The sequence below is a fragment of the Bradyrhizobium sp. S69 genome (assembly GCF_009766005.1).
In the GTDB taxonomy this organism is placed as follows: domain Bacteria; phylum Pseudomonadota; class Alphaproteobacteria; order Rhizobiales; family Xanthobacteraceae; genus Bradyrhizobium.
In genome coordinates, this window is record NZ_LMUK01000038.1 from 452,984 (window position 1) to 476,365 (window position 23,382).

At 63.6% G+C, this 23,382-nt stretch carries 21 protein-coding genes; 9 read left to right on the forward strand and 12 right to left on the reverse strand.

The window, feature by feature from the left end:
* Positions 1-27 precede the first annotated feature (27 nt).
* Entirely contained in the window at positions 28-1,278 is a 1,251-nt protein-coding gene (locus tag GSQ88_RS16950; RefSeq protein WP_159008854.1) for a NupC/NupG family nucleoside CNT transporter, read from the reverse strand.
* Between the two features lie 177 nt (positions 1,279-1,455).
* Here GSQ88_RS16950 and GSQ88_RS16955 point away from each other — a divergent pair, with 177 nt between their 5' ends.
* The gene (locus tag GSQ88_RS16955) at positions 1,456-2,733 is read left to right on the forward strand and encodes an MFS transporter (RefSeq protein ID WP_159008855.1); all 1,278 of its coding nucleotides are present in this window, start codon (positions 1,456-1,458) and stop codon (positions 2,731-2,733) included.
* A gap of 150 nt (positions 2,734-2,883) precedes the next feature.
* On the opposite strand, the gene GSQ88_RS16960 is transcribed toward GSQ88_RS16955, so the two are convergent.
* The 6 genes from GSQ88_RS16960 to GSQ88_RS16985 all read right to left on the reverse strand — a co-directional run bounded on the left by GSQ88_RS16960 (position 2,884) and on the right by GSQ88_RS16985 (position 9,834).
* Positions 2,884-3,648, reverse strand: a complete 765-nt coding sequence (locus GSQ88_RS16960; protein ID WP_159008856.1) for an SDR family oxidoreductase — start codon at positions 3,646-3,648, stop codon at positions 2,884-2,886.
* Positions 3,649-3,662: 14 nt separating this feature from the next.
* Positions 3,663-4,421 carry a proteasome-type protease gene (locus GSQ88_RS16965; protein WP_159008857.1) on the reverse strand — a complete coding sequence of 253 codons (759 nt, stop codon included), beginning with the start codon at positions 4,419-4,421 and terminating at the stop codon, positions 3,663-3,665.
* A gap of 123 nt (positions 4,422-4,544) precedes the next feature.
* A complete protein-coding gene (locus GSQ88_RS16970) occupies positions 4,545-6,365 on the reverse strand; it encodes a chloride channel protein (protein ID WP_159008858.1) in 1,821 nt (606 codons plus the stop codon).
* 82 nt (positions 6,366-6,447) lie between these two features.
* Complete coding sequence (locus GSQ88_RS16975) at positions 6,448-7,290, reverse strand: transglutaminase family protein (RefSeq protein WP_159008859.1); 843 nt, start codon at positions 7,288-7,290, stop codon at positions 6,448-6,450.
* Between the two features lie 117 nt (positions 7,291-7,407).
* A complete protein-coding gene (locus GSQ88_RS16980) occupies positions 7,408-8,352 on the reverse strand; it encodes an alpha-E domain-containing protein (protein ID WP_159008860.1) in 945 nt (314 codons plus the stop codon).
* A 63-nt stretch (positions 8,353-8,415) separates the two neighbouring features.
* Positions 8,416-9,834, reverse strand: a complete 1,419-nt coding sequence (locus GSQ88_RS16985; RefSeq protein ID WP_159008861.1) for a circularly permuted type 2 ATP-grasp protein — start codon at positions 9,832-9,834, stop codon at positions 8,416-8,418.
* Positions 9,835-10,172: 338 nt separating this feature from the next.
* On the opposite strand from GSQ88_RS16985, the gene GSQ88_RS16990 reads away from it, so the two are divergent.
* The 5 genes from GSQ88_RS16990 (at position 10,173) to GSQ88_RS17010 (ending at position 14,106) form a co-directional block, all read left to right on the forward strand.
* The gene (locus GSQ88_RS16990; protein WP_159008862.1) at positions 10,173-10,910 is read left to right on the forward strand and encodes a competence/damage-inducible protein A; all 738 of its coding nucleotides are present in this window, start codon (positions 10,173-10,175) and stop codon (positions 10,908-10,910) included.
* Between the two features lie 29 nt (positions 10,911-10,939).
* Positions 10,940-11,467 (forward strand): xanthine phosphoribosyltransferase, encoded by a 528-nt coding sequence (gene gpt / locus GSQ88_RS16995; RefSeq protein WP_174248039.1) that lies wholly within the window; start codon positions 10,940-10,942, stop codon positions 11,465-11,467.
* 110 nt (positions 11,468-11,577) lie between these two features.
* Positions 11,578-12,378 (forward strand): class II aldolase/adducin family protein, encoded by an 801-nt coding sequence (locus GSQ88_RS17000; protein ID WP_246784829.1) that lies wholly within the window; start codon positions 11,578-11,580, stop codon positions 12,376-12,378.
* Between the two features lie 32 nt (positions 12,379-12,410).
* Entirely contained in the window at positions 12,411-13,034 is a 624-nt protein-coding gene (locus GSQ88_RS17005; RefSeq protein WP_159008864.1) for a hypothetical protein, read from the forward strand.
* Positions 13,035-13,083: 49 nt separating this feature from the next.
* Positions 13,084-14,106 carry an alpha/beta hydrolase gene (locus GSQ88_RS17010; RefSeq protein WP_159008957.1) on the forward strand — a complete coding sequence of 341 codons (1,023 nt, stop codon included), beginning with the start codon at positions 13,084-13,086 and terminating at the stop codon, positions 14,104-14,106.
* A gap of 189 nt (positions 14,107-14,295) precedes the next feature.
* Here the strand turns inward: GSQ88_RS17010 and GSQ88_RS17015 are convergent, their stop codons facing one another.
* Positions 14,296-15,318, reverse strand: coding sequence for a methionine synthase (locus GSQ88_RS17015; RefSeq protein ID WP_159008865.1), 1,023 nt, complete (start codon positions 15,316-15,318; stop codon positions 14,296-14,298).
* A 148-nt stretch (positions 15,319-15,466) separates the two neighbouring features.
* Here GSQ88_RS17015 and GSQ88_RS17020 point away from each other — a divergent pair, with 148 nt between their 5' ends.
* The 3 genes from GSQ88_RS17020 (at position 15,467) to GSQ88_RS17030 (ending at position 17,944) form a co-directional block, all read left to right on the forward strand.
* Complete coding sequence (locus tag GSQ88_RS17020) at positions 15,467-16,168, forward strand: glutathione binding-like protein (protein ID WP_159008958.1); 702 nt, start codon at positions 15,467-15,469, stop codon at positions 16,166-16,168.
* 187 nt (positions 16,169-16,355) lie between these two features.
* Positions 16,356-16,970 (forward strand): 2-hydroxychromene-2-carboxylate isomerase, encoded by a 615-nt coding sequence (locus GSQ88_RS17025; protein ID WP_159008866.1) that lies wholly within the window; start codon positions 16,356-16,358, stop codon positions 16,968-16,970.
* Complete coding sequence (locus GSQ88_RS17030; protein WP_159008867.1) at positions 16,970-17,944, forward strand: NADPH:quinone oxidoreductase family protein; 975 nt, start codon at positions 16,970-16,972, stop codon at positions 17,942-17,944. The genes GSQ88_RS17025 and GSQ88_RS17030 overlap by 1 nt, the downstream gene beginning before the upstream one ends.
* Before the next feature lie 138 nt (positions 17,945-18,082).
* Here the strand turns inward: GSQ88_RS17030 and GSQ88_RS17035 are convergent, their stop codons facing one another.
* The 4 genes from GSQ88_RS17035 to GSQ88_RS17050 form a co-directional block, all read right to left on the reverse strand.
* The gene (locus tag GSQ88_RS17035) at positions 18,083-18,973 is read right to left on the reverse strand and encodes a crotonase/enoyl-CoA hydratase family protein (protein ID WP_159008868.1); all 891 of its coding nucleotides are present in this window, start codon (positions 18,971-18,973) and stop codon (positions 18,083-18,085) included.
* 92 nt (positions 18,974-19,065) lie between these two features.
* Positions 19,066-20,487: an amidase gene (locus GSQ88_RS17040; protein WP_159008869.1), complete on the reverse strand. Its 1,422-nt coding sequence runs from the start codon at positions 20,485-20,487 to the stop codon at positions 19,066-19,068.
* The gene (locus tag GSQ88_RS17045) at positions 20,480-21,652 is read right to left on the reverse strand and encodes a M20 aminoacylase family protein (RefSeq protein ID WP_159008870.1); all 1,173 of its coding nucleotides are present in this window, start codon (positions 21,650-21,652) and stop codon (positions 20,480-20,482) included. The genes GSQ88_RS17040 and GSQ88_RS17045 overlap by 8 nt, the downstream gene beginning before the upstream one ends.
* Before the next feature lie 5 nt (positions 21,653-21,657).
* Positions 21,658-23,190 carry a M81 family metallopeptidase gene (locus tag GSQ88_RS17050; protein ID WP_159008871.1) on the reverse strand — a complete coding sequence of 511 codons (1,533 nt, stop codon included), beginning with the start codon at positions 23,188-23,190 and terminating at the stop codon, positions 21,658-21,660.
* Positions 23,191-23,382: the final 192 nt, after the last annotated feature.

A 23,382-nucleotide genomic window follows, 5' to 3' on the forward strand; every position in this document is an offset into this window, starting at 1 on the left:
GATGCGTTTTTGCCTAGCGTTCCGTAATCAGCTCAACACCCCCACGATCGCGCCTATCAGGCAGGTCGTCAGCGTGCCCGAGACGATCGACTTTAACCCCAGCGCATTGATTTCCTCGCGGCGTTGCGGGGCCATCACGCCGAGGCCGCCGATCATGATGCCGAGGCTGCCGAAATTGGCAAAGCCGCACATCGCATAGAGCATGATCAGGCGCGAACGGGGATCCAGCGCGTCGGCGCCGAGTTTTGACAGATCGACATAGGCAATCAATTCGTTGAGCACCGTCTTGGTGCCCATCAGGCTTCCCGCAATGATCGCCTGCGACCAGGGCAGGCCCATCAGCCAGCACACCGGCGCCATGGCGTAACCGAGCAGCCGTTGCAGCGAGATCGCGGCGCCGCCGATATTGGGCAGCAATCCGAGGATCGCATTGGCGAGGTAGACCAGCGCCACCAGCACGATCAGCATCGCGACAATGTTGAGCAGCAGTTCGAGTCCGGCTGAGGTGCCCTTGACGATCGCGTCCATGGTGCTGGCGACCTCGACATCGACCGCCTCCAGCGCGCCGCCGGTACGTTTATCGGAGGTCTCCGGCACCATGATCAGGCTGACCAGGATCGCGGCCGGTGCCCCCAGCACCGAGGCAATGACAAAATGCGCCGCCGCGTCCGGGATCAGCGGCGCCAATAATGTCGCGTAGAGCACCAGCACGGTGCCGGCGATGCCGGCCATGCCGCCGGTCATCACCAGAAACAATTCGCTGCGGGTGAGTTGCGAAAGATAAGGGCGGATGAACAGCGGGGCTTCCACCATGCCGAGAAAGATATTGGCGGCAGTGGAAAGTCCGACGGCGCCGCCGACGCCGAGCGTGCGCTCCAACAGCCACGCCATGCCGCGCACCACCGGCGGCAGCACGCGCCAGTAGAACAACAGCGTGGTCAGCACGCTCATGACCAGCACGACCGGCAGCGCCTGGAACGCCAGAATAAAATCCGCGCCGGGCATTTTGGGATCGAACGGCAGCGCAGCCCCGCCGAGATAGCCGAACACGAAGGAGGTGCCGGCGCGCGAGGCCGCCGCGATGGCACCGACGGCGTCGTTGATCACGCCAAAGGCATGGGACACGAACGGCAGTTTGATCAGCACGATCGCGGTCAGGACGGTTGCGACCAGGCCGATCGCGGTCTGTCGCAACGATACCGCGCGGCGGTTCTCGCCAAATGCCCACGCCAGCGCCAGCAAGGCGACGACACCGAACGCCGATTGTAGCTGAAGCATCGATCCCCCAAAAAGCCGTGCGCGAGTATGGCCGCGCCATGCTCAAAAGCGCAATCCCGTATGCAGGCAGTAACGGGCCATTGACATCGGGGCGGCCGTCAGTCACGGCGTGAACAAGAGAAAAGCAGGTGGAGCGGGCGGTTCGCTCTCACGGCGAGCAACGCGGGAAGCCGGTCGATGTCCACCACGATGCCTGTCGGCGCCGGCGCATTGCTCACGCACAGGCCGTTCCTGCTTTTTCTGCTGTCACGAAGCCTATCGCGATTTTCCAGCCTGATCGCCATCGTGGCGTTCGGCTGGCAGGTCTATGACCTGACCGGCAGCGCGTTCGCGCTCGGCATGATCGGGCTGGCCGGTTTTCTCCCCACCGCCTTGCTGGTGTTTGTGGCGGGCAATTTCGCGGATCGTTACGAGCGCAAGCGGATCCTGCAGGCCTGCCAGCTTGCCGAGGCGCTGACGGCGCTGTTGCTTGCTTGGGGCGCCTATGCCGGCTGGCTCAACGTGGTCGATATCTTCATCGCCGTGCTGGTGCTTGGCACGACCGCCGCCTTCGAAAATCCGGCGACGGCGGCGCTGTTACCACTGGTCGTGCCTGAAGGCGCGGTGCAGCGCGCCACGGCGCTGTCGAGCGGTTCGGCGCAATTGGCGACGATCACGGGGCCGGCGCTTGGCGGCATTGCCTATGCGGTTTCGCCCGGCCTGCCTTACGCGATGATGGTGATGTTCTGGCTGATCGCGGCGATCTGCGCCGCTGCCATTCAATTGACGCAACCGGCCGCCCCCAAGGCGGCCGCGACGCCCAAAGATTCGGCGACGCTCAAGGGGTCTGCGACGCTCAAGGGGGCGGCGACGCCTGGCGATCTGTTCGCCGGGGTCAACTTCATCCGCAACCATCCGGCGATCCTCGGCACGCTGTCGCTCGATCTGTTCGCGGTGCTGTTCGGCGGCGTTGTCGCGCTGCTGCCGATCTATGCGCGGGACATCCTGCATACCGGCCCCTGGGGCCTCGGCGTGCTACGCGCGGCACCCGCGCTCGGAGCCTTGCTGACGACCGTGGTGCTGGCGCGCCAGCCGATCGCGCGCCGCGTCGGCATGCGGATGTTTCAGGCCGTCATCGTTTACGGCGCAGCCACCGTGGTATTCTCGCTGTCGCACTGGATATGGCTATCAGTGGTGGCGCTGGCGGTACTGGGCGCGGCCGACACCGTCAGCGTGGTGATCCGCTTTTCGCTGGTGCAACTGGCCACGCCCGACGCGATGCGTGGCCGCGTCGGCGCGGTGAACTTCCTGTTCATCAACGCCTCCAACAATCTCGGCCAGTTCGAAAGCGGCGTCACCGCCGCTCTGCTCGGCACGATGCCGGCCGCCGTAGTGGGCGGCGTCGCCACGGTCGCGATCGCGCTGTTGTGGATGAAATTATTTCCGACGCTGCGGGATGTCGAGCGGTTGGAGTAAGGGCTGCTCCCAGTGCGTGCCGTAAAGTTCGTCATGCCCGGCCTTGTGCCGGGTATCCACGTTTTAACTGAACGTAGGCAATAAAGACGTGGATGGCCGGGACGAGGCCCGGCCATGACGAGAATAATCCGAGCGCGTCGGTGCGGAAGACTAGCCCCGCCCGACGAACGGCATCTTGCTGGCCATCACGGTCATGAACAGCACGTTGGCGTCGAGCGGTAGGCCGGCCATGTAGGCCACGGCGTCGCCGACCGCCTTGGCGTCCATGCGCGGCTCTTGTTTCATCGTGCCATCCGGCTGCATCACGCCGGGACCGGCCACCATGCGGTCGGTCATCGGGGTCGCGGCGTTGCCGATGTCGATCTGCCCGACTGCGATATCGTACATCCGGCCATCGAGGTTGGTGGCCTTGGTCAGGCCGGTGATGGCGTGCTTGGTCGAGGTATAGGCCGAGGAGAACGGCCGCGGCGCGTGCGCGGAGATCGAGCCGTTGTTGATGATGCGGCCGCCGCGCGGGGTCTGGTCCTTCATGATGCGGAAGGCGTGCTGCGTGCACAGGAATGGTGCGGTGAGGTTGGTCGAGACCACCGACTGCCACTGCTCGAGGCTGAGATCCTCGAAGTTCACCGGCGGCGCGCCCATGCCGGCATTGTTGAACAGCACATCGAGGCGGCCATAAACGTCCATCACCTTGGCGAACAAGGCGGCGATCGATCCGGGATCGGTCATGTCGGCGGAAACCGCCAGGCTCTTGCCGATGTTCTCGCCGAGCTTTTTGGTTTCTTCCAGCTTGTCGAGACGCCGGCCGGCAAGCACCACGGTAAAGCCGGCCGCCATCAGCGCGTGCGATGCCGCGCGCCCTACGCCGGTGCCGGCGCCGGTCACGATCGCGATTCTGTTGTTTGCTTCCGCCATTTGCTTCCCGCCTGTCAGGTTTTTGGTTGTATTTCGGTCTTGTAGGGTGGTCTTGGAATATTCTGATGCGCCGCGCGCAGCGCCGCCGACCAGCGCGAGCGCAAATCGTGGAAATAGGGCTCGCCCGCCTCGATCCGGTGGTTGAGGTCGGCCTCGCAGACATCGGCGCGCACCACCAGCACATCGATCGGCAGCCCGACGCCGAGATTGGAGCGCATCGTCGAATCCATCGAGATCAGGCTGGTCTTCAGCGCTTCGTACAATTCGACGTCGTAATGCATCGCGCGATCGAGCACCGGCTTGCCGTATTTGTGCTCGCCGATCTGCAAATACGGCGTGTCAGTGGTGCATTCGATGAAATTGCCGGCGGTATAGATCATGAACAATCGCATCCGCGATCCCTTGATCTGGCCGCCAAACAGAAATGACACGTCGAAGGAGACATCTTCCGACTGTAGTGCTGCGCCCTCGGTGGCGTGCACGTTGCGGATCGCCCGGCCGATGCGCTGGGCGGCCTGGAACATGGTCGGCGCGTTCATCAGGGTCTCGATCTCGCCAGTGTGCGGGTCTTCGAGGCCTTCGGTCAGGGTCGAGAGCACCGATTGGCTGATCGCCAGATTGCCGGCGCTCGCGATCGCCAGGATGCGCTCGCCGGGCTTACTGAAAATGTGGAGCTTGCGGAAAGTCGAGACATTGTCGAGGCCGGCATTGGTCCTGGTGTCCGCGATCATGACCAGGCCATCCCGCACTAGCACTCCGCAGCAATAGGTCATTCCCGGTCCCCGACGATCGCTGTTTCCTGATGATCGCTGCGCAAACTAGTAGCCAATTTCGCCGGGCCATCCAACCCCAATTCCCGCAGCTGAGCTGCCAAAATCGGCCGCCGCCGGCCGCCCTCAGTCCTCAAAGCTGTCGATCACCGTGTCGGCGATCGCGCGCTTGGTGATGACGCCGACGATGTCGGCGGCCCTCGGCCGCTCGGTGCCGTGGAACACGATGGCGGCGCCGGCGCGATGCCGCCTCAACCTCGCGAATACCAGGCTCAGAAGGTCAACGTCGCGGCAGATCACCATGTGATTTTCGACAAAGCCCTCGACCTTGAGGTCCGGATTGTTGCGCGACTCGAGCCACAGACCCGAGCGCGGCGGGATCAGGCCGACGATGCGGCCATCGCGCTCGACGATGATGGCGCGCACATCATCGGCCTCCTCGGCGCTGATGACGTCCTTGAGCGAGGTGCCGGCCTTGGCGAGGATGAAGCGCTTCTCCATGATGTCCTGCGCCTGCTGCACCAGGAACAGATTGATATGCCGTTCTTTCGGGATGCGGTGGCCGCGATGCCGCAGCTTGATGGTGTATATGGTCTCGGGGATCAGCATGCGGCGGACGCCGGCCGCGATCGCGACGGCGACGATGACGGGAACGATGATCGCGTAGTCGCGCGTCATCTCGAAGATCATCACAATGGCGGTCATGACGCCGCCGGTTCCGGCGCCGACCATCGCAGCCATGCCGACAATCGCCGCCGAAGGCACCGACAGGCCGGCATGGGGCAGAACGAGACTGATGATGACCGCGAACGCGCCGCCCAGGGTGGCGCCGAGATACAGCGACGGCGAGAAGATGCCGCCGGAAGCGCCGCAGCCGAGACTGACGGTGGTCGCGAGCAACTTCAGCAGAAACAGCAGCGCCAGCAGTCCCGCCGATGTCATCTTGTTGTCGAGCGTCGACTGGATCACGCCATAGCCGACGCCGTCGATGTAGGGATGGCCGAACGTGTGAGTCAGGACCACCATCATCAGGCCGATCAGGGCCATGCCGAGAATGTTCTGCGTATAGGCATTGCCCGGCAGTTTCGGAAAGCCGTCCTCCATGAACACCAACAGGCGGATGAAGGCCCAGGAAGCCACGCCGCAGGCTATGCCGAGCAGCACGAAGGCGAGCGTTTCCTCGATGCCGGGCGTCTGCGCCAGCGAAAGCTGGATGCCCGGAATGACGAAGGCCGGATCGGGGCCGATCAATATTCTGCCAATCGTGGTCGCAGCCCCGGTCGCAACCACGACCGGAAGAAACGTACGGTTCGAGACTTCCGGCAGCAGGATTTCCAACGCGAACAGCACGCCGCCGAGCGGGGTGTTGAAGGTCGCGGCGATGCCGGCGCCGGCACCGGCCGAGAGCAAGGTGATTTTCTGCCAGGTCGACAGCCGGATTGCCTGCGAGAAGGCCGACCCCAGGGCCGCTCCGATCTGGATGATGGGGCCCTCGCGGCCGACTGCGGCGCCGCTGCCGATCGACAGCGCGGAGGCCAATGATTTGATCACTGCGACTTGCCAGCGAATGTTGCCGCGCTTGTAGAATACCGCGTCCATCACCTCGGGAACGCCGTGGCCCTTGGCCTCCGGCGCAAAGCGCTGCACCAGGAAAACCACGACAAGGCCGCCCAGAACGGGTGACAGCCAGATCCAGTTGCCGAACCGGCTCGGGCCCTCGCTGATATTGGCGTCGTACCAGATGCTGAAGGTGCCGTTGTAAAGCAGGTTGTGAAACAAGCCGATCAGGGAGCGCAAGGCGACCGCGCCGAAGCCGGTCATCACGCCCACGATCAGTGCGAGGCCGCACAGCACCAGCAGATTGACGCGTCGTTCGTCGTGTGCCTCGGGCTTATCGCTGGCGGTGATCGGCTGCACCGTGGAAACGGAAGGGGACGCTAGGGACATATCTGGAATATTCGCACCGGACGGGATCAATTCAATCGACACGAAGTCGGAACGAAAGCAAGGGCCATTCGGCCGGGTTCCATCACTGCGATTGCGACTGTGATTGTCCCGGCCGTCCGCCGGCCTGATCGACCTTGACGGCGACCGTCAGGGTTTCGGTGCCGCCGCCATAGCGGGTGCCGCGCACCGGTGCGGCGCCGAGATAGTCGAGCCCGATGGCGACACGGGCATGCGCGTCGGTGGTGCAGATCGAATTCGCCGGATCGAACCCGACCCAGCCCAAATCAGGCACGAACGCCTCCGCCCAGGCGTGGCCGGCCTGCTGGTTGACCATGCCGTCGGAGCGCAGGAAATGCCCGGACACGAAGCGCGCGGGAACGCCGCCATGGCGCGCGCAGGCGATGAAGATATGCGCATAGTCCTGGCAGACGCCGCGCTTCAAGCCAAACGCCTCGATCGCCGAGGTGCCGCTGTTGGTCGGATCCTCGTCGAAGGTCATGTGTTCGTTGATCTGCGTCATCAGCGCATGCAGGAATCCGAGCACGTCGTCATTGGCCTCGCTGCGCAGCTCGCGGGCGAAATTCCCCATCAACATGTTGACATCGGTCAACGGCGTCGAGCGCAGGAACAGGCTGGGGGGAAAACGCTCATCGGAGCCGCGCAACACGCCGCCAGTGTCATGGGTTTCGATCAGGCCTTCGACATTGATGGTGAGATCGGCGATCGCCCCGTGGGTGAGCACATGCGTGACGTTGCCGAACGCATCCTCATGGACATCGAGCCTGGAGTCGGTGGAGATGTCGATCTGCCATTCGGCTACATACTGCCCGTCATGGCTGCCGGGCGTCATCCGCAAGATCTGGATCACGCCGGAAGCCGGCGGTTCGTAGCGATAGCTGGTCGAATGGGCGATGCGCAGTCGCATGGTGTACCGATGTTGATTTAGAGCTTCGGGCTACATTAACAGAAATTCGTCATGCCCGGGCATAGGCGAGCGGAAGCGACGTCGTCCTCCGGGCGGCTATGCCCGGCCATGACGATATCAGATCAAATACTGCTTGGTAATGATTTCGCCGAGTCGCCCATTGTCCGCGATAAATTCCTGGATGAACTCGTGCACGCCATGCTGGAAGATGTCGTCCATATGGCTGTGTTCGAGCCGGTTGCGGACGCCGCGGGCGTGGCGTTGCGAGGCGCCCTGGCGGCCATAGGCGACGCCGATCTGGTCGAGATTGCGCACCAGATTGCCGTAGCAACTGGCCAGTGAGCGCGGCAGCGTGTCGTTGAGGATCAACAGATCGGCGATCAACCACGGCTTCAGGGTCTCGCGATAGACCCAGTGATAGGCGGTGTTCGCCGAGACCGAGCGCAGGATCGAGTTCCACTGGTAATAATCCAGCGGACCGCCGACATGCTCTTCCTGCGGCAACAGCACGTGATACTTCACGTCGAGGATCCGCGCGGTATTATCGGCGCGTTCGAGATGCAGGCCGAGCCGCGAGAACCAGTAGGCGTCGTTGCGTAGCATGGTGCGGTAGGCCGAGCCATCGAACCGCAGAGAGGTCTCCTGCACGAAGCGCAGGAATTTCGCCAGTTCCTCGCGGCTCGCGGTGCCCTTGCCCCAGACTTCCTGCAACTCGATCCAGGCCGAGTTGATGGTGTCCCACATCTCGCTGGTCAGCGCGGTGCGTACCGAGCGTGAATTGAGCCGTGCATTCTCGATGCAGTTGCGGATCGAGGAGGGATTGCCCGGCGCGAACGACAGATATTCGACGACGTTCTGCTCGTTGGCTTCCTGATAGACCTCGTAGAAGCTGGCGCTGACACCGGCGGTGAGCAGCGCCGAATCCCATTCGTTGGTCTTGCCGATATAGGCGGCGGGAAGGGCGGTGACGCGCAACGTCGCATCGATGGTGCGCGCGAGATATTCGGCGCGTTCGACATAACGGGCCAGCCAATAGAGGTTTTCGGCGGTGCGCGACAGCATGCTCGGGTCTTACTCTTTCTCTACGCGTCCAAAATCCGGTTCTGCTCGTCCAGTATCCAAATTCTATTCGTCCAAAATCCAGGTGTCCTTGGTGCCGCCGCCCTGGCTCGAATTCACCACCAGCGAACCTTCCTTGAGCGCCACCCGGGTCAAGCCGCCCGGCACGATGGTGACGTGATTGCTGCCGGTGAGCACGAACGGCCTGAGATCGACATGGCGCGGGGCGAGGCCGGAGGCGGTGCAGGTCGGGCAGGTCGACAGCGCCAGCGTCGGCTGGGCGATAAAGCCCTCGGGCTCGCGCTTGAGCTTGTCGCGGAACGCCTCGATCGTGGCCTTGGTGGCGGCGGGCCCGATCAGCATGCCGTAACCGCCGGAGCCGTGGACTTCCTTCACGACGAGATCGCCGAGATTGTCGAGCACGTAAGCGAGATCCTGCGGCTCGCGGCAGCGCCAGGTCTGCACGTTCTTCAGGATCGGCTCTTCGCCGAGGTAGAATTTCACGACTTCCGGCATGTAGGAGTAGATCGCCTTGTCGTCGGCGATGCCGGTGCCGACCGCGTTCGCCAGCGTGACGTTGCCGGCGGCATAGGCCGACATCAGTCCGGGTACGCCGAGCGCCGAATCCGGGCGGAAGGTGAGGGGGTCGAGGAAGTCGTCATCGACCCGGCGGTAGATTACATCGACGCGCTTGAGGCCCTCGGTGGTGCGCATGAATACTTCGTCGTTCTTGATGACGAGGTCGCGCCCCTCGACCAGCTCGATGCCGAGCTTGTCGGCCAGGAAGGAATGTTCGTAATAGGCGGAATTGTAGACGCCGGGCGTCATCAGCGCCACCGTCGGCTCCGCCGAGGCGCTCAGCGGCGCCACCGAGCGCAGCGCCGATAACAGCTCGTCCGGGTATTTTTCCACCGGGGCCACGCGATGGCGGGCGAACAGGTCCGGAAACAGCCGCATCATGATTTCGCGGTTTTCCAGCATGTAGGATACGCCCGAGGGCGTGCGCGCATTGTCCTCCAGCACGATGAAGTTTTCCGCGTCGGTACGGATGATGTCGATGCCGGCGATGTGGACGTAGACGTCGTGCGGCACGTCCTGGCCGTTCATCTCGGGGCGGAACACCGGGTTCTGGAAGATCAGGTCTTCGGGGATGATGTTGGCGCGCAGGATATCGCGGCCGTGATAGATGTCGCGCAGGAACATGTTGAGCGCGCGGACCCGCTGCTTCAGGCCTTTTTCGAGCAGGGTCCATTCCTTGCCCGACATGATCCGCGGGATCACGTCGAACGGGATCAGCCGCTCCTGGGCCTCGGCCTCGCCATAAACCGCGAAGGTGATGCCGATCCGGCGGAACAGCAGCTCGGCTTCCTGACGGCGATATTCGAGGGTGTCCGGCGGCGTCTCTTTCAGCCAGCGGGAGAGTTCCTGGTAGGCCTGGCGGAGTTCACCGCCGGAGCCATTCATTTCATCGAACGCAACTGCCATGTATCTCGACTGCCCTCGACTGCCTTCCGACGCCATGCTCAACAGTGCATGACTAAAAGGGATGGTAGCAAGGCCCGGGCCAGCGCGATATGCATTCACACCCAGCATTTGGGTGGGATGGCCAGGGATTTGCTCGAAAAAGGGGCTCGGTGGTGCTTATTTCGATGGCATCATCCGGCAGCCCGCTTGGGATGCCAACGGGTTTTTGAGGTTACTTGAGGTTTCCAGGGGGCGGCTTTCTCGGGCAGGCGTTCGGGATGGGTTCACTGAGGGAGGATGCCGCGGCCCGGTTTTCGGCTATTTTGGCCAAACCGGCGTGCGACGGCTAAGGAGAGGTCATGAGCGAACTTGTTACCGCGGGAATTTTGGTGATCGGCGACGAGATCCTTTCGGGTCGAACCAAAGACAAGAACATCGGCTTTATCGCGGAGTACCTCACCAATATCGGGATCGACCTCAAGGAAGTCCGCGTCGTCGCTGACGAGGAGGCCGACATCGTCGCCGCGTTGAATGCACTGCGCAACCGCTACACCTACGTCTTCACCACCGGCGGCATCGGGCCGACCCATGACGACATCACCGCCGATAGCGTCGCCAAGGCGTTCGGCGTCGGCATCGATCACCACCCCGAAGTGGTGGCGCGCTTTCGCGAGCGCTGGACCGAGCAGGATCTGAACGAGGCGCGGCTGCGGATGGCCCGCGTTCCCGACGGTGCCGAACTGATCCAGAGCGCGACCATCCTGGCGCCCGGCTTCAAGATCGGCAATGTCATCGTGATGGCGGGCATCCCCACGATCATGCAGGCGATGATGGATATCGTGGCGCCCAAACTGAAATCCGGCGTCCGGATGCTGTCGGAATCGGTACGCGCCAATGCGCGCGAAGGCGATATCGGCGGTCCGTTGCGCGACATCGCCAATGCGCACCCGGATACGATCATCGGCAGCTATCCGTTTCAGGACGAAGACAAGAAGCCGAACACCAACCTCGTGGTCCGCTCGCGTGATCCCGAAAAGCTCAATGCCGCGATGACCGCGGTGAAGGAAATGCTCGCGGGGCTGAATATCGCGCGCTGAGCGCAATTCTAAGAACATAGGAGAAGATGATGGCGGCGGACGCGACCGAACTGAGCGCGCAGGAGCGCGCGGGCAAGGCCTTCCCGGTCTCATGGGACCAGTTTCACCGGGATTGCCGGGCGCTGACCTGGCGACTGAATGAAGTAGGCCCATTCCACGCGGTGATCGCGATCACCCGCGGCGGACTGGTGCCTGCAGCGATCGTGGCGCGCGAACTCGGCGTCCGCGTGATCGATACCGTCTGCATCGCGAGCTACGACCACACCAAGCAGGGTGACCTCAAGGTCCTGAAAGGCATCTCGCCCGACACCGCCAAGCTCGGCGAGGGCACCGGCAAGGGATTGTTGATCGTCGATGACCTCGTCGATACCGGCAAGACCGGGCGGCTGGTGCGGGATCTGCTCCCCGACGCGCATTTCGCCACCGTCTATGCCAAGCCGATGGGGCGCCCGCTGGTCGATACCTACATCACCGAAGTATCGCAGGACACCTGGATTTTCTTCCCCTGGGATACTGCGCTCTCGTTCCAGCCGCCGATCCGCGACGGCGCGGCGTAGGCCGAAACGGGGACTGACCGGCGATGATTGCGCGTTCGCTGCGGCCCGTCTTTCTTGGCGCTGGAGGCCGGATCTTGAATCGGCGGATAGGGTTCGGACTGGTTGTCGCGTTGGCATTTCTATTCGGCTCGGCCAGCCTGCGGGCGCAAACTCCGGCCAGCCCGGATGGTAAAGCTGGCTCGATCGACAAGGCTCCGATCGACAAGGCGGGGTTGATCGACGATATCGTGATCGGCAGCCGTGTGCTGGCCGAGTTCGGCGTGCTCGATGGCTTCGGCCATGTCAGCGCGCGCGATCCCGCCAACCCCGATCATTTTTGGATGGCGCGTTCGCTGGCGCCGGCGCTGGTCACGGCCGACGACATCATGGAATTTGACCTCGACGGCAACGCCGTCGATCCGCGCGGGCGCGCGGTGTTCCTCGAGCGCTTCATCCACAGCGAAATTTATAAGGCACGCCCGGACGTCATGGCGGTGGTCCACACCCATTCTCCCGGCGTCATTCCCTTCACCATCAGCCCGGTCCCGTTGCGCGCGGTATTCCATAACGCCGCGTTCCTGGCTGGCGGCGCGCCGCTGTGGGACATCCGGAAGGATTTTGGTGAGACCGACATGCTGGTGCGCAATCCGGCGATCGGCAAGAGCCTGGCGCTGACGCTGGCGGACAGACCGGTGGTCCTGATGCGCGGCCACGGCGACGTTGCCGTTGGGCCTGCGGTGAAGGTGGCGGTGTTCCGCGCCTACTACACCGACGTCAATGCAAGGCTGCAATCGCAAGCGGTGGCGCTGGGCGGCGAGGTGAACTATCTGACAGCGGGAGAGGGCGCGAAGGCCGATGCGATAAACCTTCAGGTACTCGACCGTATCTGGAACCTGTGGAAGATGCGCGTCATGACCACGCTTGCGAAGTGACTTCGCCATGAATGGGCGGATCGGGACAGTCCATGCCGCTGCAAAACCGGGTCACACCGTCGGGCGATATCGTCGCCGATCCGCATCGCGGCCTGTTCACCGGCAACCGCGGCATCATTCACGACCCCGCCACCAAAACCCTATTGAAAAAACGCTGGTCGAACCCGGCGTGGCTGACCTGCGTCTGCGAATTCCGCGGGCGGCGGCGCAAGGTGATGGGCGGCCGCAGCTGGACCGAACTGTTCTTCCTCGACGAGGCCACCGCGTTCGCGGCCGGCCATCGCCCCTGCTTCTACTGCCGCCGCGATGACGCCAATCGGTTTCGCGCGGCGTGGCAAGAGGGCAATGGCGTCGGGTCGGTTCTCGCGCCCGAGATCGACGCCGTGCTGCATCGGGAACGGCTGAATCGCGGCGGCAAGCGGCTGCATCCGCTGCCGATGCCGATAGAGCAACTGCCCGACGGCGTGATGGTGCAAACCGGCGCGGAAAGCTATTTGATCGTGCAGGGTAGGCCGCTGCAATGGTCGTTCGCCGGCTATCGCAAGGTACCGGGTTCGATTCCTGAAGCGATGCTGCTGACGCCGCCCTCGACCTTGCGGGCGTTCGCCGCCGGATATCGGCCGCTGCTGCATCCGAGCGCGAGCGAGCAAGCGTGACTCATCGAATGGAGCGACAAACGTGAAGGCACTGACGGCGCTCCGGAAAATTCTGATCCTGCTGTTTGCGCTCCTGATCGCGCAGGCGGTCTCGCAGGTTTGGGCAGCGGACGAAGTGGCGCACAATCATCGTCCGGTGAAGGAAATTGCCGATGCCAGGATCGCGGTGGGCGATCGGGCAACGCTTCCGCTTTATCTATCGGCGGACTGGTCAAAACCGTTGCCCGGCATCAACCGCGCGGTGCTCATTCTGCACGGACGGCTGCGCGATGCCGACGTCTATTTCAGGTCAGCCAAAACAGCGCAGGCCGCCGCCGGCGATGCCGGCAAGGCCGCGATCATGATCGTTCCGCAATTCCTCGCCGGCATCGATATCGATGCCTATCAGCTTCCACCCGAGACGCTGCGATGGACGTTCGAAGGCTGGGAAGGCGGCGATCCCGCACGCGGTCCGACATCGGCCAGTTCGTTCGATGCGCTCGATGCGATCCTCGCCAAGCTGGCCGACCGGACTATATTTCCGAACCTGAAGCAGGTCGTGGTCGCGGGACACTCCGGCGGCGCCCAGATCGTGCAGCGTTACGCCATCGCGGGCAAAGGCGAGGCGGCGCTCACCGCGCTCGGGATCGCGGTGCGTTACGTGGTCGCCAACCCCTCGTCCTATGCCTATTTCGATAGTGCGCGGCCGCAGCCGTCGATCGCGGCGTCCTGCCCTGGATACAACGACTGGAAATACGGCATGGATGCCCGGCCACCCTATCTCGCGGGGCCAACCGTCAGCGCGCTGGAGCAAGCCTATGTGGCACGGCGGGTGATTTATCTATTGGGCACCAAGGATACCAACCCCAATCATCCGGCGCTCGACAAGAGCTGCATGGCGGAAGCCGAAGGTCCCTACCGCTACGCGCGCGGCCACGCCTATGCGGCGGTGATGCAGGCCCGCGACGCCGGTACGCCACATCACAGCCTGTGGGACGTGCCGGGCGTCGGCCACGACGGCGATCGGATGCTGACGTCGCCCTGTGGCCTGAAGGCGTTGTTCGATTTGCCGGGGTGTGAAGCTGGCCAATAATGACGGGGTGCGGCTTCGCGGATATCCGTCGGTGTTGCACCCGGAGCGTAGGAGAGTTGGGGCCTAGATTACGACGAGCCTATCGTTCGTCATGCCCGGGCTTGTCCCGGGCATCCACGTCTTTCTACTTTGACAGAAGGGAAGACGTGGATGGCCGGGACAAGCCCGGCCATGACGGGACACAACAACTCATCCCAACCGCTGCCGCGCCAATTTCGCACCGGCGCCGAGTGCCACCAATTTGGCCTCGGCGATGTCGCGATGCATCGGCGCCATGCCGCAATTGGTGGTCGCGACGATGTTGCTTTTGGGCACGAATTTTGACACCGCCTCGATCACCTTGACCACGTCCTCCGCGGTCTCCACCGTGTCGCTGGCGACGTCGATCACGCCGGCCTGGACGATCTTGCCTTTGAGCAGGCCGAGCAGTTCCAGCGGCACCCGCGAATTGCGGCATTCGATCGCGACCTGCTGGATCGGGCTATTGGCGATCGCCGGAAAAATATCCTCATATTGCCGCCATTCGCTGCCCAGCGTCTCCTTCCAGTCGGTGTTGGCCTTGATGCCGTAGCCGTAACAGATGTGCACCGCGGTGGCGCAGGTCAGGCCCTGCGCGGCGCGCTCGAGCGCCTTGATGCCCCAGTCCGAGACCTCGCTCATATAGACATTGAAGGCGGGCTCATCGAACTGGATGACGTCGACACCGTCGGTCTGCAAGGCCTTGGCTTCCTCATTGAGCAATTCGGCAAACGCGAACGCCATCTTGACCCGGTCGCCGTAATATTTGTCGGCGATGGTATCGATGATGGTCATCGGGCCCGGCAGCGTGAATTTCAGTTTTCGTGTGGTGTGGGTGCGGGCAATCCGGGCCTCGTCGGCATGGACGCGGCCTTTCAGCCGCAGCGGCGCCACCACCTGCGGCACCATCGCCTTGTAGCGGTCGTTGCGGATTCCCATCTCGACCTTGTGGGCGAAATCGATGCCCTCGATCTTCTCCAGGAAGCCGTGGACGAAATGCTGGCGCGCCTGCTCGCCCTCGGTGACGATGTCGATCCCGGCATCTTCCTGCAATTTGACCGCCAGCACGGTGGCGTCGCGCTTGGCGCGCGCCAGTTCATCGCCCTTGGACTTCCAGGGCGCCCACAGTGTGTTGGGTTCGGCCAGCCATTCCGGCTTCGGCAGCGAGCCTGCGATCGTGGTTGGAAACAGCATGGGAGCCTCCCGGTGGTTTTGCGGCGTCGGTTTTGATTGAGCGTCTGTATGCCCTGTCTTATGATCGCCGTACAGAACAACAAAAGTCGCCGGCACGAGGAATATCCTGGTGCCATCAGGGGTAGCGGCGAGGGAAGATAACGAAACCATGATCGACCTGCACTACGCGCCGACGCCGAACGGCTGGAAAATCTCCATCATGCTGGAAGAGCTCGGCCTTCCCTACAATTTGATCCCGGTCAATATCCGGGCCGGCGACCAGTTCAAGCCGGAGTTTTTGGCGATCAGCCCCAACAACCGGATTCCGGCGATCGTCGACCACGCCCCGGTCGACGGCGGTGGTCCGTTTTCGGTGTTCGAGACCGGTGCGATCCTGATCTACCTCGCCGACAAGACCGGGCGCTTCCTGCCCGCGGAGACCCGCGCGCGGTCCGTCGTTCTGCAATGGCTGATGTGGCAGATGAGCGGGCTCGGCCCGATGCTCGGCCAGCACGGGCATTTTGCGCTGTACGCGCAGGACAAGATTCCGTACGCCATCGAGCGCTATCGTGACGAGGCCGCACGGCTCTATCACGTACTCGATACGCAATTAGGCAAGACGGGCGGCTATGTCGCGGGCGGCGATTATTCGATCGCCGACATCGCCTGCTTTCCCTGGACCATGACCCACAAGGCGCAAGGTTTTACCCTCGACGACTATCCGAACATCAAGCGCTGGTACGCGTTGGTGCGGGCGCGGCCGAAGGTGCAGGCGGGATTGGCGATCGGCAAGTTCGTCAAGGAGCCGTTCGACGAGGAGGCCAGACGCAACATGTTCGGCCAGGCCGCGAAGGAGGCGGCGAGGAAGTGAAGGGAAGCCCCTTCGTCATTCCGGGGCGCGCGTAGCGCGAGCCCAGAATCCATAACCCCTGTAGCAATGTTCAAGCTGAACAACGACACAGGGGCTATGGATTCCGGGCCTGCGCCAAGTGGCGCATCCCGGAATGACGAAAATCATAAACATCGACCAAAAACAGAAACACAAAGGAGACGCCACCATGATCGAGTTCTTCTTCGACTGCTCCAGCCCCTGGACCTATCTCGCCTTCCACAACATCCAGCCGCTGGCCAAGGAGTTTGGCGTCGAGATTTCCTGGCGGCCGATCCTGGTCGGCGGCATCTTCAACACCATCAACCCAAGCGTCTACGCTTCGCGCGACAAGCCGATCGAGGCCAAGGCGCGCTACATGAAAAAGGACATGGCGGACTGGGCCCGCTCGACGGGGTTGGCGATCAAGATGCGGCCGACGGTGTTTCCGGTGAACAGCGTCAAGGCGATGCGCGGCTGTATCCTGCTGGCGCCGGAAGGCAAGCTCGTCGAATTCGCGCGGACGGTGTTCGAGATCTATTGGGGCGAGGACAAGGACATCTCGCAGGATGCGGTGCTGACCGAGGTTTGCCAGCGTGTCGGCGTTGACCCCGCAAAATTTGTCGCAGGTATCGGCCAGCAGGCGGTCAAGGATCAGCTCAAGGCCAATACCGATGAGGTGATGGCGCGCGGCGGTTTCGGCTCGCCGACCATCTTCCTCGACAAGACCGACATGTATTTCGGCAATGACCGGATGCCGTTGATCCGCGAGGCGCTGCAACGTCGCAAAGCGAGCGCGGCCTGATGCCGAAGGCTGTCGTTTGTCGCGAACTCGGGCCACCCGAAAGCCTGCGGCTTGAGACGTTTGCCTCGGCGCCGCTTGGACAAGGCGAGGTGCGCGTCGCCATTCATGCCGCCGGGATCAATTTTCCTGACATCCTGATGGCGGCCGGCGAATACCAGCTCAAGCCGCCATTGCCGTTCACGCCGGGGGTGGAGGCGGCGGGCGAGGTGACCGAGGTCAACCATGCTGCCGGGATCGCGGTCGGCGACAAGGTGATCTTGAAATTGCGCCACGGTGCCTATGCGGATGAAGCGGTGGTCACGCCGCAGCAACTGACGCCGTTGCCGGCGGCGTTCGATTATGCCGAGGGCGCGACGTTTCTCGCAGGCCACGGCACGGCCTACCACGCGCTGATCGATCGCGGACAGCTTCAGGCCGGCGAAGTGCTGCTGGTGCACGGCGCCGGTGGCGGCGTCGGTCTTGCCGCGGTCGAAATCGGCAAGCTGCTCGGCGCCACCGTGATCGCGGCGGCGTCATCGGAGGAAAAACTTGCGATCGCGCAGGCCAAAGGCGCCGATCATCTGGTGCTCACCAGCCGTGAACCGTTTCGTGACGCCGTCAAGCGTCTCACCGATGGCCGCGGCGCCGATGTGGTGTTCGATCCCGTCGGCGGCGAGATTTTTGAAAATAGCGTGCGCTGCATCGCCTGGGGCGCGCGGCTGCTGGTCGTCGGTTTTACCGGAGGGATCGGGCTTGCGCGCACCAATCTGTTGCTGATCAAGGGCGCCAGCGTACTCGGCGTCCGTGCCGGCGAAGCCGTGCGGAAAAATCCAGCGCTCGGCGTAACGCGGATCAAGGCGCTGACGGAATGGGCGGAAGCCGGCAAGGTACGCCCGAACATCTCGCATCGCCTGCCGCTCGAAGACTACGCGCCTGCGATGCGGCTACTGGTCGACCGCAAGGCGATCGGGCGGGTGGCGCTGATGATGGGATAAGAGGAAACGTCATCCTGAGGAGCGGCGTCTTCGCCGCGTCTCGAAGGATGGTGTTCAGCGCGGTGCTTGCGGCATCCTTCGAGACGCGCGTAAGAACGCGCTCCTCAGGATGACGGCGGTAGTTGTGGAGGCGATATACTACTCATACTCCCGTTCGTCCCACCACGGAAAATAGTCCGGCATGTCGCTCGACACCTTGTTCTTGAATTGCGCCGGGCGCTTTTCCAGGAACGACACCACGCCTTCTTTCACGTCCTCTGAGCGGCCACGGGCGTAGATGCCGCGGCTGTCGACCTTGTGGGCTTCCATCGGATCGTCGGCGCCCATCATGCGCCACATCATCTGCCGGATCAGCGCCACCGACACCGGTGCGGTCTTGGCGGCGATCTCGCGCGCCAGCGCACGCGCCGTCGGCAGCAATTGATCCGGCGGCACCACCTTGCTGACGAGCCGGCCGGCGAGGGCTTCCTGCGCTGGAAATACCCGGCCGGTGTAGCACCACTCCAGCGCCTGCGCGATGCCGACAAGGCGCGGCAGGAACCAGCTCGAAGCCGCCTCCGGCACGATGCCGCGCTGCGAGAACACGAAGCCGAACCGCGCATTTTCCGAGGCGATGCGGATATCCATCGCGAGCTGCATGGTGACGCCGATGCCGACCGCGGGCCCGTTCACGGCGGCGATCACCGGTTTCAGGCATTTGAAGATGCGCAGCGTGACCTGTCCGCCGCCGTCGCGGACGTTGGGATCGCTGTAGTCGACCTTGCCGTCGGCAAGGCGTTTGACCGGCCCGCGCCGCGCGTCGCGATCGAACGTGTCGGCGCCGGACGAAAGGTCCGCGCCGGCGCAGAAGCCGCGGCCGGCGCCGGTGACGATGATGGCGCGAACGTTGTCATCCTTGTCGGCGGCATCGAACGCCTCGATCAATTCCTTCTGCATCGCGGCGTTGAAGGCATTGAGCTTGTCCGGCCGGTTCAGCGTGATGGTCAGGATCTGCTCGTCGACCTCGTATTTGATGGTCTCGTAGGTCATGGGCGCGCTTCCTTCCTGTATGTTTTTGTTCATTGCAGCGTAAAGACGTGGATGGCCGGGACAAGCCCGGCCATGACGGAAGTGCTGCGAATTTACTTCGCCGGCGGCGTCGGCCAGGGCTTTTGCGGTCCGCGCAGGCCTTCGAACGCTTTTGCCATGCCGAGCACGCCGAGATCGTCGAAGCGGCGGCCGATGATCTGCACGCCGATCGGGAAGCCGCTGTCGTCGTAACCGCCGTTGATCGAGACGGCCGGATTCTCGGACATGTTCCACGGCACGGTGTAGCAGATGTGCTCGAACGGCTTGTCGGGATCGTTGAGCGGGCTGGCCGCTTCGGCGGCGAAATTCACCACCGGCGATACCGGTGAAATCACATAGTCGAGTTCGGCGAACAGTTTTGCCGCGGCGGTCCGGATCGCCATGGTGGCGTTGAAGCCCCTGATGACGTCGACGCCGGACAGTTTGGCGCCGGCTTTCGCCCAATCATGGATGTAGGGCAGCGTCTTGCCGCGCTCATCCGGCGTCAGCTTCGACAGATCGTCCCACATCCGCGCCCGCCAGAAATTGTCGAGCCCGTCGAGCATCTCGCGCGTCAGGATGCCGTCGACTTCGGTGACGACGGCGCCGGCGGCCTCGAAGGCCTTGGCGGCCTTCACGGCAACGCCGCGGACTGCCTGTTCCAGCGGCTGGCCGACGCCGAGGTCGAGCATCAGGCCGATGCGCAGCTTGCGCGGCGACTTCTCCAGCGTCTTCCAGTGGACGCTGTCGGGCGGCAGGCTCATGCCATCGCGACGATCCGGCCGCGACAGCACGCTCATCATCAGGGCGGCGTCATCGACGGTGCGGGTCATCGGTCCGGCGACGCGGCCGACGTAAGGCGGATCGATCGGAACGCGCCCCAGGCTCGGCTTCAGCGCGACAAGGCCGCACCAGCAGGCGGGCAGCCGCACCGAACCGCCGATGTCGGTGCCAAGATGCAGCGGGCCATAGCCGGCAGCGCCCGCCGCACCCGCGCCGGAGCTGGAACCGCCAGGATTTTTGGCGACGTTCCAGGGATTGCGGGTGAGGGGGTGAAAGCTCGACAGGCCTGACGACAGCATGCCGTAGTCCGGCATTGTGGTTTTGGAGAAGATCACCGCACCGGCCTCGCGCAGCCGCGCCGCCGGCGGCGCATCCACCGTCGCCGGCACCAGCTTGACCGAGGCCGCCCCGAGCGGCACCGGCAGGCCCTTGGTGGCGATGTTGTCCTTGATGGTGACGGGCACGCCGTCGAGCGTGCCGTTCGGCTCGCCATTCTGCCAGCGGTCGGTCGAGGCCTTGGCGACCGCGCGCGCGCCGTCGGGATCGAAGGCATACAGCGCCTTGATGTGCGGCTCCCACGCCGCGACATGCGCCAGCACGTCCTCCAGCACTTCGGATGGCGTAAACTGCTTGGCTCGATAGCCGGCGATCAGGTCGACGGCGCTGAGCTCGTTCAGCGGTGTGACGGTTTCCTGAGGTTCTGGCTTATGCATGGGCGGCCACCGGCAAACGTTTTTCGATAATGCGGGCGAACATGCTGGCGCCGACCGGCAGAATCCCGTCGTCGAGCACGTAACCCGGATTGTGTACCGGCACCGAGCCTTCATGGCCGACCCAGAAATAGGCGCCGGGCACGGCGTGCAGCATGTCGGCGAAATCCTCGCTGCCCATCTTCGGCCTGGTCCGGGTGATGACCTTGGCGGGCTCCACGACCGTACGTGCGACGTCGGCGACGACATCCGAATATTCCGGCGCGTTGACGAGGACGCTGAAGATGTCGCGGATATCGACATTGATCTCGACCTGGAACGCCGCCGCGATGCCGGCTGAGATCGCCCGCATCCGCTCGCGGATCAGGGCCCGGACCTCGTCGGAAAAGGCGCGGACGGTGCCGCATAACTTGGCGTCGCCGGGAATGACGTTGTAGGCGGAGCCTGAATGGATCTGCGTGATCGACAGCACCGCGGCCTGCGTCGGCTCGACGTTGCGGCTGACGATGGTCTGCAACGCCTGTCCGAGCGTCATCGCGATCACTACCGCGTCCTTGGAACGCTCGGGCATCGCGCCATGCGCGCCATAGCCCTGGATCGTGATGTCGAAGAAATCCGCACCCGCCATCGCCGGCCCCGGCAGGATGGCAATTTCGCCGTGGTTCAGGTCGGGCGCGTTGTGCAGCCCGTAGATTTCATCGCAGGGAAATTTATCGAACAACCCGTCCTTGATCATGGCGCGCGCGCCGCCGAGGCCTTCTTCGGCGGGCTGGAAGATGAAATGCACGGTGCCGTCGAAATTTTTGGTCTCGGCGAGGTAGCGCGCGGTGCCGAGCAGCATGGTGGTATGGCCGTCATGGCCGCAGCCGTGGAAACGGCCGGGAATCGTCGAGCGCCATTTCAGGTTGGTGTTCTCTTCCATCGGCAGCGCGTCCATGTCGGCGCGCAGGCCGATGCGCCGGCCGCCCGCGCCCTTGCCCTTGAGCACGCCGACCACGCCGGTGCCGCCGAGGCCGCGATGCACCTCGATGCCCCATTGCGTCAGCTTGTCGGCAACGATGCCGGAGGTGCGGACTTCCTCAAAGCCGATCTCGGGATGGGCATGCAGATCCCTGCGGATCGCGGTGAGTTCGTCGGCAAAGCCTTCGATACGGTCGATATTGGGCATGTCTGTTATCCGATGGAAGGGGAGGGTGAACGCGAATTCTCAGGACTAAACTCCGGACCGTTCGGTTTGATCCGGATGCCCGGTCGCAACCGGGTCCATGGCAGCGTCGCGGTGTCGGCGGGCATCGCGCCGGGCGCGGCGCAGATCAAGAGCTGTGCTGCGATCGGCTCGAAATCGGCGCGGAAATGCACCGAGCTCTTGTTGACCAGGATCGATTTTTCCGTCGGCTCGATCCCGACATAGCGGTACATCGATTGATCGGCGAGCTGCGCCTTGTGCGAACTGACGACCACCCTGATATCGCCGATCCGCAGCGCCGCCGACGGTCCCATGTCCATGTCGCGGCCGCCGAAATAGGGGCCGGGTGCGACAAACTTTCCGTCGGATAGTTTCTCGACGATAAAATTTTCCTGGTAGGGCGCGTCCCCCGGGATGCCCGATTTGCCGCCGAGCGACAGCGCCACCGTGGCGCCGATTCCCGCCTGATGCGCGGCCTTCGCCGATGCGGGATCGTAGATCACGCCGATCGCGGCGTTGACGGCGCTGTTGCGCACCAGTGCGCGCAGCATGCCGGTGGTGTCGGAATCGCCGCCGGCGCCGGGATTGTCCTGGGTGTCGGCAATCACGATCGGCTTGTTCGCGGTCTTTGCCAGCTCCATCGCATGGCGAACGCCATCATCGGGCGAATAGATCCGGCCGTCGAAATCGTCTTCATGGCCGACGATGATGTTTGCGATCGCATCGGCCGCGGCGTCGGCGTCGGCCTGCGTCTTGCCATAGGCGAACACGCTCGGCCCGCAATCGGGAAAATCCGCCGCCGGGAAACCGGGCGCAAAGGACAAGGTCGGCACCGCGTCACTCTCCAGGCCTGCGAGCTTCTGGTAGATGCCCTTGGTGGGCTGGTCGTTGGTGCACTGCCAACTGATCGCAATCAGGAACGGCAATTGCCGGAACGCTTTTGCGAATTTCTGTTTGGAGCCGAGCAGCAGCGCCAGATGTTTGGCCGACGCACGGCCGGTGTCGGCCATGTCGACATGCGGATAGGTGCGATAGGCGATCAGCGCGTCGGCGTGTTCGACCATCGCGGGCGTCACATTGGCATGGAGGTCGAGGCTGACCACCAGCGGCAGATCCTTGCCGATCACCTGGCGCACGCGGGCCAGAATTTCGCCTTCGCCGTCGTCGAAATGTTCCGTCACCATCGCGCCATGCAGGTCGAGATAGACGGCATCGAGCGGACCGGCTGCCCGGATGCCGTCGAGCATCACCTTTACGATACGCTCAAAGGCGTCCTTTGTTACATGGGCGGACGGACTGGCGCCGCACGAGATGGTCGGCACCAGTTCCCAGCCATTGGCTTCGGCGGCTTCGACGAAACCCGCCAATCCGACATTGATGTGGCGCATGGTTTTCAGCACGTCGGCGCCGATCGCCATCGCCGGCCAGCCACCGCCATGCACGAAATCATCATAGGTCGCCTTGGTCGGCGCAAAGGTGTTGGTTTCGTGCAGGAAGCCGCCAACGGCGATACGGGTCATCAATAGGGTCTCGGTCAATTAATCGTGGCCCCGACGTTAGCCACGCCGCCAAGCCGAGCGCAAGCGACGAAGCAATCCGCTTCCGCATGGCCTCGAACCATTTTCGGATTGCTGCGCCGGTCGCATCGCAATGCAGTGCGGCAAGCAGGCCTCATCTCAGCCGTCATCCCCGGGATGAACGCAATTGCGTTC